The sequence below is a fragment of the Novosphingobium beihaiense genome (assembly GCF_022832375.1).
Classification (GTDB): Bacteria; Pseudomonadota; Alphaproteobacteria; order Sphingomonadales; family Sphingomonadaceae; genus Novosphingobium; species Novosphingobium beihaiensis.
Genome location: NZ_JALHLG010000070.1, coordinates 1 through 9,565, shown reverse-complemented (window position 1 = coordinate 9,565; position 9,565 = coordinate 1). Strand labels below are relative to the sequence as shown.

Below are 9,565 nucleotides of genomic sequence, written 5' to 3'. Positions count from 1 at the left end.
CGACATCGCCGAAGTGCGCACCGCCGAGGGCAAGCTCTACCTCTACGGTTGGCGCTCCGCAGAAGGCGGGAAGAAGCATCTAGGCTTGGGGGCAATGACAAATTTGACGTCTGAGGGCGCCTTGGCGTCCTCAGTCCACTTCCTTTTATGTTCTTGAGGAGGGGTACAATGCCAAGTTGGCACTCGCACCGGAGCAAGAGGAAAGGCCGAACATCTCTTCGTGCTCGCGCAAGCTGTCCGCGTCCCCACCGTACATATGGGCCAGCCGTTCCTCATGCGTGGCTGCGGCGAGCGTTCTGCGGTTACGTCTCCCAGATCCAGTCAGATTGCGGGCGGCGTTGGCAAGGAGCTTGGCCGCTTTCCCAGCCAGACGGGACGGGGCCCGATCCCATGTGCGTCCCTTTCGCTTCCCGGAGCTTTGCACCAAGCTTCTGCCGCAAAATGCGGAGGATCTCGATGGGAAGGTTCGCAAGTTCGACGAAATAGGAATTGCTGGTCTGCTGGCGTTTAGGGCCTTCATCTGGACCATTACCGGTTTTTACCGTTCGACGCATCCTGTCGATGACCTTCTCCCGGCGAAGGACCTCGAGCTGACGGACGACGGTGCGGTGCGAGAGCTTCGATCGCTTGGCAATCGTGTCCAGAGATGGATCGCATCGGCCTGTTTTCCCATCCATGAAGCTGAACAGGGCTTTCAGGACCTGCATCGTATTCATGGAGATTGGAAGGCTCTTGCCGGGTTTCCGGATGTGATCGGAATAGGCAACGACGGTGTCCCGGAACACGTCGCGGAAGGGGAACATGTTCTCATTGCGAACCGCCGGCTCCCAATGGATCTTCGAGACCTGGGCGCGATCGTCTTCGACGTCGTAGCTGCGCCGTCACACGGAATCTCTTGCGAAAGCGGTGCTCATGCGCTGCCTCCAACGAATTCAGGGTTCAGGTGCGGCGGCGGCAATCCGCGAGCATGGCTGGTGAGGGCGGACCTTCGCACAGCAGGTCCGCCCATTCCTGGGCGATAATGCGCCGCTGCGGCATATACGCGGGCCCGATTGTAGTGCGCCTCGGTTCCACGGGGCTTGTGAGCGAGCATCAGGTCGATCACCGACGGTCGCCAGGCAGGCCGAGATCTGCAGCGCGCTCGTTCATGATCGTGCTGAATGTGCTGCGCCAGCCATGCGGGACATGCTTGCCCTCGTAGCCGGTAAAGCGGCGATACGCGACGTTGAGCGTGTTGTTCGAAATCGACCGGTGCGAGAAACGTGGAGAGGGAAACAAATAGGCCCGGTTCGCCGATAGCGACAGTGCAACCTTCACTGTCTCGACGGCCTGCCGGGACAGGGGAATGGTGAAGTCGAATGCAGTTTGTTCGCTTTCCGCGAGCTCAAGCTTCATCTTCTCGGCGGGAATTCGCCTGCAGGGCTCCGCACCGTCCAGATCCAGAAATTCCGAAGCCTGGGCGAGCCGAAGTGGGCCCGGCCGGGATGCGGTGAGTACAAGCAGCTGCGACGCCAGCTTGGTTGCGGGCTGGCCGGGCAGGGCTTCGAAGTCGAGCAGGAACTCGAGCCTGCTCGACTTCGAGAATGGCCGGAAAACGGCCTATGACTTGCGGCTGAAGGATGGCTTGTATCGACGCGGCAGGGTTCATTTCCGCTTCCCCGGTCGCAATAGCCAAGTCGAACACTGACTTGATCCGCCAAAGCAACCGGTGCGCGGTATCCACTGCCCCGCGGTGTTGCACTGCGTCTATCATGGGACGAATGTCGGCAGGCCGGATGCTGGTGAGTTGGAGACTGCCGATCTCCGGAAAGATGTCCCTTTCCAGGCTGCGCTTTACCGCCGCGTGGTGTCTGGGTTTCCAGCCCTTCTGCTGCAGCCGGAGCCATTCCAGCGCGGCAGCGCGGCAGCGCGGCAGCGCGGAATGTCCCTGTTTCCTCTTCCTTGCCAAGGCGGCGTGCCCGCGATTTCTTCCGCTGCTCGCCCGGATCCCGGCCAGCGGCCAATTCCGCGCGAGCCTCGTCCTTGCGCAATCTCGCCTCCTTCAGCGAGAGTTGCGGGTAGGGACCGAACGTCAGCAACTTCTCCTTGCCGCCGTACCGGTATTTCAGCCGCCAGCTCTTCAAGCCGGCTTTGGTCACCAGCAAAAAGAGTCCTTCGTCGATCGACCCGCTGTCTTGCATTCGCGATCCGTCAACATTCGATCCCCCCACTTCCGAGATTCGATGCCCCCAAAACACCCCCGAGTTGCTTGGGCATGGACGAGAACAAAGAGAAAACCTACGGATAGCAGATGTGCCAAAAACCCCTGATTTGCAAGGGATTTCGGAATGTTCCGGAACTAGTGGGAATGGGAAATGGTGCCGGTTGCAGGAGTCGAACCCGCGGCCTGATGATTACAAATCAACTGCTCTACCAACTGAGCTAAACCGGCATGCCTTGCGGCGAGTCCGGCGCCCTTACCGGAAGGCAGGGGCGCCGGTCCAGTCGTTTTGTGAGGTCTGGGCTCAGAATACCGCGTGCGGGGCGTCTTCGTGCATCATTGCCTGGCGCACCAGCGGGATCGGCGGGCCGCCGTAGCTGAGGAACTGGTCGTGGAACGCCTCCCACGCCTTGCGGCCGCCGCGCGTGGCGGTCCAGTCGTGGCGCAGTTTGAGGATCATCAGCTTGCCCAGCGTATAGTTGAGGAAGGCCGGGTCATAGGTGCCGCGTGCGGCTTGCTGTTCGGCATTGCCCTCGTCGATATAGCACTTGTCCATGAACATCGCCTTGGACTGCGCCTGCGTCATCCCGCGCGCGTGCAGGCCGATCGCGGAGAGGAAGCGGCAGTCGCGCAGCAGCGCGTTCGAAAGCTGGCCGATGTGGACTTCCGGATCGCCATTGCCGAGCCCGGCATCCCACATCATCTGCTCGGTATAGTGCGCCCAGCCTTCGGCGAAGCCGTAGCCGACGAACAGTTTGCCCACGATCGAGGGCGTCTGGTTCGAATGGAGGAACTGCAAGTAGTGGCCCGGCATCACTTCATGGACGCTGGTGAACAGCAGGTCGTCCTTGCCCGGCACGTAGTCGAGCTGCTTCTGCTTGGGCCACGCGGGATCGGGCGGCGAGATGTAGTAGACCGAGGTGGGATTGGTTTCGAGCGGCCCCGGCGGGTCCATATAGGCCGAATTGGCCCGGTTGTAGGGCGGGCTTTCCTCGACTTTGGCCATCTTGGTGCCGGGGATGGTGACGATGTGATGCTCGCGCACGAAGGCGGCGAGTTCGGGGATCTGGCGGCGCGCTTCGGCGACGGGGCCGTCGGCGGGCTTGTCCGCGCTCATCTTGGCGACGCAGGCAGGCACGCTCTTGCCGGGCGCGAATTGGGCGCAGGCGGCGACGAGCGCATCGCGGTTGCGCTTGAGATCGGCGCGGCCCACGGCTTCCAGTTCGTCAAGCGGGGCATCGACGGCTTCGGTCGCCGCCAGCATCCGCGAGAAGCGCGCGGCGCCCAGTGCATAGGCCTCGTTCGCGGGGGCCTTGGCGATCCAGTCGGCCAGCGTCTGCATCGCGGCGCCGGCCTTTTCGGAGGCGGCCTTGAGTTGCGCCTGCAGCGCCGGATCGTTGACATCGGCAAAGGCCGCGCGGGCATCGCCGCGATAGTAGGCGGCTAAGCCGGAGAATGCGTCACCGCCCACCTTGATGAAGCTGGCGGGCATCGGCGTCTTCAGGTTCGCGCGGATCTGCGCGGTGGCGGCGGGAACCGCGTTGAGGAAAGCGATCATCGCCTTCATGCGCGTGGGCTTGTCGGCATAGGCGCGGCTCACGTAGACGTTCGGATCGAGCCCGTTGTTGATGTAGTAGGTGGGGTTGGTGTGGGGCTGGTCGGCATCTTCCAGCCAGAACAGCTGCCCCTTGGCCACCTGCACCAGATAGGCGCGTTCGAAGGCCTGATCGGGCGTCAGATCCTTGAACTTGGCGGCGTCGGCGATCAGGCCGTGCAGGAACGCACCCTTGGCCTTGAGCCCGGCGGCGCTCCAGTCGGGAAGCTGGCCGTCGTACTGGTGGGCGCCTTCGTAGATGGCAAAGCTGGGATCGATGGCGAGCCAGCGGTCGATCGTGGTCTTGACGAAACCGCTCCACGCGGAGGCCGGGGCTTCAGCAGCGGCGGGTTCGGGGCTGGCGGAAACCGGTGCGGTTCCCAGAGCGAGGCAGGCGAGTCCTGCCAGCAGTTTGGCTTTCATAGGATGGATTGCGTCCCTGTCGGTATTGGGGAGTGGCGCCCAGACCGGGGGGAGGGGCGCCCTCGATGGCAGGGGTTGTGGGCTATCGTGCGCCGAAGGTCCAGCCCTCTGTTCGTGCAAGATCTTTCGTCAGTCCGGCAGGCGTCCACAGGGGCGCTTGCGGCGCGGCGGTGCGCAGCCAGGCGGCGGTCAGCAGCGCGTCGGAGGAATGATCGTCGATGGGGCCTTCGCCGGGCACGGGCGGCGAGCCGAGCGCGCGCAGGGCTTCGTTGAGAGCGGCGTGCTCCGTCATCTTGGCGCGCGCGGCGCTGCGGCCCGCGGCCACGGCGGCCAGCGTGGTGTAGATTTCGACGATCACCGGGCCGGAAGCGGGTAGCGGCTCGATGGGCCAGACTGGCACACGCCCGCGCAACCGGTGCAGCAGGCGCATGCCGGTCAGGCTGGACTTGCCGACTTGCGCGGCGCCGACGAGATTGAAGTTCGAATAGGGTTTGCACCCGGCGCGCGCCTGCGCCTCTTCGGTCACGCGCATACGGCCGCGTTTGTGCGATGCGCCGGGCAAGTGGAACTGCGCCCCCTCGCGGCCGCCATGGCGGCGGAAGTACGCGCTCAGCTCGGGGTGATCAACGAAGCTGGTGGCGGACAAGTGCGGATCGCAGGCGCACACGGCATCGATCAGGGCCCAGAGCGCGGGGGCGTCGGGTGGGCTTTCCGCCCAGCCGGGAAAGAACGCGCCCGCATCGGCGAAGGGCAGCGAGATGCCGAGATCGAGGCCGATCAGCGCGTCTTCCGGGCACTCGCGGAGCAGCAGGTCCAGCACCTCCGCGCGCGACCAGTGGCGGTGCTCCTTGGGCCGCAGCAGCCGGGGCGCTTCTCCGTCCGTGCCACACAGCGCCACGGCAATGCCTTTTTGCCGGGCGCCCACCGCGCCGGACCAGTCTATCGCCATGAAATGCCGGAAGCGGGTGGGGCTCACGTTGGCGGAGATCACTGGCCCCGGCGCTCGGCGCGCTTGCGGTCCCACCATTCGATGCGCTTCTTCACTTCGCGTTCGAAGCCGCGCTCGACCGGATCGTAGAAGGTCTGCGGCGCCATGTCCTCGGGCCAGTAATTGTCGCCGGAAAAGCCGTCCGGCGCATCGTGGTCGTAGGCGTAGTCCTTGCCGTAGCCGATATCCTTCATCAGCTTGGTCGGCGCGTTGAGGATGTTCGCGGGCGGGCTCAGCGATCCGGTTTCCTTCGCGCTTTTCCACGCGGCCTTCTGCGCCATGTAGGCCGCGTTCGATTTGGGCGCGGTGGCAAGGTACAGGCAGGCCTGCACGATCGCGCCTTCGCCTTCGGGGCTGCCAAGGAATTCGTAGGCCTGCTTGGCGGCGAGGCATTGTTGCAGCGCCTGCGGATCGGCAAGGCCGATATCCTCGCTGGCCATGCGGGTCAGCCGCCGCAGCAGGTAGAGCGGCTCCTCGCCCGCCGTCAGCATCCGCGCCAGATAGTAGAGCGCGGCCTGCGGGTCCGATCCGCGCACCGATTTGTGCAGCGCCGAGATCAGGTTGTAATGCCCGTCGCGGTCCTTGTCGTAGACGGCGACGCGGCGTTGCAGGAACTGGCCGAGCCCCGCCGGATCGAGCGGCTCGGCGATCTTCGCGGCATAGAGCGTTTCGGCCTGATTGAGCAAGAACCGTCCGTCGCCATCGGCCGAGGCGATCAGCGCCTCGCGCGCGGCAGCGTCGAGCGGCAGCGGGCCTTCGAGCGCTTCGGCCTTGTCGAGCAGCGTGCCGAGCGCGGCCTGATCGAGCCGGTGCAGGATCAGCACTTGCGCGCGGCTGAGCAACGCGGCGTTAAGCGCGAAGCTGGGGTTTTCGGTGGTGGCGCCCACCAGCGTGACGGTGCCGCGTTCCACGAACGGCAGGAAACCGTCCTGCTGGGCGCGGTTGAAGCGGTGGATCTCGTCCACGAACAGCAAAGTGCGCTGCCCGGCCTTGGCCATCGTCTCCGCCTCGGCAAAGGCCTTCTTGAGATCGGCAACGCCGGAAAACACCGCGCTCACTGCCGCAAAGCGCATCCCCACGGCGGCGGCGAGCAGGCGGGCGGTGCTGGTCTTGCCGGTGCCGGGCGGCCCCCACAGAATCATCGAGGACAGCCGCCCCGCCCCCACCATGCGCCCGATCGCGCCTTCCGGGCCGGTCAGGTGCTCCTGCCCCACGACATCGGCGAGCGTGCGCGGGCGCAGCCGGTCGGCCAGCGGGGCATCCTCGCGCGGCTCGCCGGAGGAGGCGGAAGGGGGCAGGTCATCGGCGAAAAGGTCGGCCATGGGGGCTATCTAGCGACTCTTGCGCGTGATTGCATCGGGAGATGCCGCGGCCTACCCTCGCAGGGCAAGGCAAGCTGGGGAGAAACGGCCATGACCGCGCGAACACAGACAAAGCCATCGCGCCGCTATTGGGGAATCGCGGTGTTCTCGCTGATCTGGAACGCCTTCGGGTGTCTGGACTTCACATTGACGGTAACGCGCTATCCGGCCCATATGGCGGCGTTTCCTGCGGATATGATCGACTGGCTCGATGCCGCTCCCACCTGGACGCTGGTGCCCTGGGCGATGGGTGTGTGGGGCGCGCTGGCGGGCTCGCTGCTGCTGCTTGTGCGATCGCGCCGGGCCGTCACGGCATTCGCGCTTTCGCTTGCCGGGCTGGCCGTCCATCAAATCTGGCAGTTCACGTCCGGCATGCCGGACAGCATGATAACACCTGCCAACGTCGTCATGGCCGTGGCGATCTGGATCGTGGCACTGGCGCTGCTGTGGTACGCGGTGCGAATGCGCGCACGCGGCGTGCTGGGTTAACCGCGCGTTTTCTGGCGGATCAGCCGGACGTAAGTGTCGGCCACCGCCTGATTGATCTTGTCCCAGCTAAACTCGCTGGCCCTGGCCTCTCCCGCGCGGCCATGCGCGGCGCGCAGGGCAGGATCTTCGATGTAGGTCCTCAAGGCTTCGGAAAACTGGTGGATCGCGCCGGGCGGGATCAGGCGGCCGGAATTGCGGTCGTCGACGAGGCTCTGGCTGCCGGTTGCGGCGGCGGCGACCACCGGCAGGCCGCAGGCCATCACTTCCAGCGTGACATTGCCGAACGTCTCGGTGACCGAAGGATTGAACAGCACGTCCATCGAAGCGACCGCGCGGCCGAGATCAGCCCCCTGCTGGAAGCCGACGAAAGCCGCGCCGGGCAGGCGGGCCTCGAACCACTCGCGTGCGGGGCCCTCGCCGATCACCAGCACCTTGTGGGCCACGCCCCGGCGGCGCAAGTCGTCCAGCGTGTCGGAGAAGACGTCGAGCCCCTTTTCCATCACCAGACGGCCAAGGAAGCCGATCACGACTTCATCGTCGCCAATGGCCAGCGAGCGGCGCCATTCCAGATCGCGGCGGCCCGAATGGAAAATCTCGCGGTCCACCCCGCGCGACCAGATCGAAACGTCGTAGTTCATGCGCTGGTCGCGCAGCACTTGCGCCATGCTTTCGGATGGCGCCACCAGCGCGTCGCAGCGGCGGTAGAAGCGGCGCAGCATGGCTTCCATCACCGGCTCGCCCCAGGCCATGTTGTAATAGCGCAGATAGGTTTCGAAACGCGTGTGGACAGAGGCCAGCACGGGCAGGTTGCGTTTGCGCGCCCAGCCTACCGCCTGATGCCCGACCGGATCGGGAGAGGAGACATGGACGACATTGGGCGCGAAGGCATCCAGATCACGCCGCGCCTTGCCGGCAATGCGCAAGGGCACGCGGTATTCCGCGCGGCCCGGAATGGGGAGGGAGTACACGCTGACTAGATCGCCGGTGGCCTCGAAAGCGGGTTCGGCCACGGTCGGGGAATAGACACGCACTTGCGCGCCCTGGCGGAGCAGGTAGCCGACGAGACGGTTGAGCGCCTGATTAGCGCCGTCACGAACGTAATTGTAGTTGCCCGAGAACAGGGCGATGCGCAGATCGGCGGTTTCCATCGTGGAGGCCCATAGCTCTCCGCGCCGCGCTTGGCGAGAGTGTGCGTGCTCCGCCCCCAGCAAGTAACCGGCCGCTCTCCAAGGGGAGAGGAGAGCGGCCGGCGGAATTAGCGGGAATCAGCGGCGGTGGCGGCCGCGGTAGTGGCCATGGCTGCGGCGGTCATGGCGGCCGTCGCGGTATCCATCGCGATAGGCGTGGCGATCGCGGCGCCAGTCGCGGTCATAGTGGCGCCGGGCATAGCGCCAGTCGCGTTCCCGATGCCAGCGGCTGCGGTAATAGGGCGCATAGTAGCGGCTGTAGTACCGGTCCCGGTAATAGCGGCCGGGACGGCCCTCATAGTAATAGTAGTAGCCAGGATAACCGCGCACCGTCACATAGCGGCGGGAGGGATAATAGGCGCGGTCGTAATAGCGGTCATCGTGGCTGTCGGCGATGGCCGCGCCAATGGCAAGGCCGACGATCCCGGCACCGATGGCGATCGCGGCGTCGTTGCCGCTGCCGTGATGGCGGTAGTGATCGCGCGCCTGCGCCGGTGCCGCCACGGCCAGCGCCGTGGCAGCCAGTGCCGCGCCAAGACCCAGCCTGGCGGCGGCGGATTTCAGTCCATTTCGCAACATATGCGTCTCCCTATGTCTGGGCCAACCGGGTGACGGCGGTTTCGGCAGGCGCTGTGGAGCCTGATTTCTGGACGATAGGGACTGAACTGGTGGTGAACTTGTCACAAGTTGTAACAGGCTGCTCCCCCGGACGTGCCCCGTCCGACGCGGATGGGACACGCTTCGCCGGGATCAGCGCGGATCGCGGCGGTCCCGGCGGGGCGCGTTACGCGGCGGCTAGTTGTTTGGTCCCGGCATTTGATGGTGCGGGTTTAAGGTGAAACGCTCTGGCTCAGTTGCCCAGCATTTGCAGATGTATTCGTAGGGCGTGAGGCCTCGCAGGGTCTTCAGCCGACGGCCGCAATTGTAGGCGTTGATGAAGTCGTGGAGATGCGCGGTGAGCTGGGCGTGGCTGTGTAGCGTTTGACCGTTGCCTCCTTGATCGTCCGGTTCATCCTCTCGACCTGTCCGTTGGTCCAGGGATGCTTGATCTTGGTGAGGCGGTGCTCGATCCCATTTTCGCGGCAGCGCATGTCGAACATGTGGGTCATGTAGGTCGGGGTGGGACCATCGGCATAGCGTGGGGGGAAGGTGAACTGGATGCCCCCTTCGGCTCCGCTCAGGACAGGATCATCGGTCAGCACGGTGTGGATCGTGTAGGGGACGGCCTCTATCAGGGCGGCTAGGAAGGCCGAGGCTGATGTCCTGCCGGTCTTCGTAACGAACTGGACGAAGGCAAACTTGCTGGTCCGGTCGATCGCCACA

Annotated in this window: 9 protein-coding genes, 1 tRNA gene and 2 pseudogenes; 1 reads left to right on the top strand and 11 read right to left on the bottom strand. The window is 65.1% G+C overall.

Annotated features, from left to right (window positions below):
- Window positions 1–302: 302 nt before the first annotated feature.
- The 8 genes and pseudogenes from MTR66_RS20540 to MTR66_RS20515 all read right to left on the bottom strand — a co-directional run bounded on the left by MTR66_RS20540 (window position 303) and on the right by MTR66_RS20515 (window position 6,527).
- On the bottom strand, window positions 303–803 hold the full coding sequence (locus MTR66_RS20540) for a helix-turn-helix domain-containing protein (RefSeq protein ID WP_243924465.1): 501 nt from the start codon (window positions 801–803) through the stop codon (window positions 303–305).
- A gap of 298 nt (window positions 804–1,101) precedes the next feature.
- Window positions 1,102–1,503 (bottom strand): tyrosine-type recombinase/integrase, encoded by a 402-nt coding sequence (locus MTR66_RS20535; protein ID WP_243924470.1) that lies wholly within the window; start codon window positions 1,501–1,503, stop codon window positions 1,102–1,104.
- The gene (locus MTR66_RS21495; RefSeq protein ID WP_407673094.1) at window positions 1,385–1,948 is read right to left on the bottom strand and encodes a tyrosine-type recombinase/integrase; all 564 of its coding nucleotides are present in this window, start codon (window positions 1,946–1,948) and stop codon (window positions 1,385–1,387) included. Before MTR66_RS21495 ends, MTR66_RS20535 begins: the two co-directional genes overlap by 119 nt.
- Window positions 1,949–2,024: 76 nt before the next feature.
- A pseudogene (locus MTR66_RS21490) lies at window positions 2,025–2,180 on the bottom strand (Arm DNA-binding domain-containing protein); the annotation flags it as partial.
- A 175-nt stretch (window positions 2,181–2,355) separates the two neighbouring features.
- Window positions 2,356–2,431 (bottom strand) — tRNA-Thr (locus MTR66_RS20530).
- Window positions 2,432–2,504: 73 nt separating this feature from the next.
- Window positions 2,505–4,217: a DUF885 domain-containing protein gene (locus MTR66_RS20525; protein ID WP_243924458.1), complete on the bottom strand. Its 1,713-nt coding sequence runs from the start codon at window positions 4,215–4,217 to the stop codon at window positions 2,505–2,507.
- A gap of 82 nt (window positions 4,218–4,299) precedes the next feature.
- A complete protein-coding gene (locus MTR66_RS20520; protein WP_243924468.1) occupies window positions 4,300–5,166 on the bottom strand; it encodes a hypothetical protein in 867 nt (288 codons plus the stop codon).
- 38 nt (window positions 5,167–5,204) lie between these two features.
- A complete protein-coding gene (locus MTR66_RS20515; RefSeq protein WP_243924456.1) occupies window positions 5,205–6,527 on the bottom strand; it encodes a replication-associated recombination protein A in 1,323 nt (440 codons plus the stop codon).
- 90 nt (window positions 6,528–6,617) lie between these two features.
- Between MTR66_RS20515 and MTR66_RS20510 the strand changes: the two genes are divergently transcribed.
- Window positions 6,618–7,055 carry a hypothetical protein gene (locus MTR66_RS20510; RefSeq protein ID WP_243924454.1) on the top strand — a complete coding sequence of 146 codons (438 nt, stop codon included), beginning with the start codon at window positions 6,618–6,620 and terminating at the stop codon, window positions 7,053–7,055.
- Here MTR66_RS20510 and MTR66_RS20505 read toward each other — a convergent pair.
- The 3 genes and pseudogenes from MTR66_RS20505 to MTR66_RS20495 form a co-directional block, all read right to left on the bottom strand.
- A complete protein-coding gene (locus tag MTR66_RS20505) occupies window positions 7,052–8,203 on the bottom strand; it encodes a glycosyltransferase family 4 protein (protein WP_243924452.1) in 1,152 nt (383 codons plus the stop codon). The genes MTR66_RS20510 and MTR66_RS20505 overlap by 4 nt on opposite strands.
- 117 nt (window positions 8,204–8,320) lie before the next feature.
- The gene (locus MTR66_RS20500; RefSeq protein WP_243924450.1) at window positions 8,321–8,821 is read right to left on the bottom strand and encodes a hypothetical protein; all 501 of its coding nucleotides are present in this window, start codon (window positions 8,819–8,821) and stop codon (window positions 8,321–8,323) included.
- Between the two features lie 216 nt (window positions 8,822–9,037).
- Window positions 9,038–9,565: pseudogene (locus MTR66_RS20495) on the bottom strand (integrase core domain-containing protein); the annotation flags it as partial.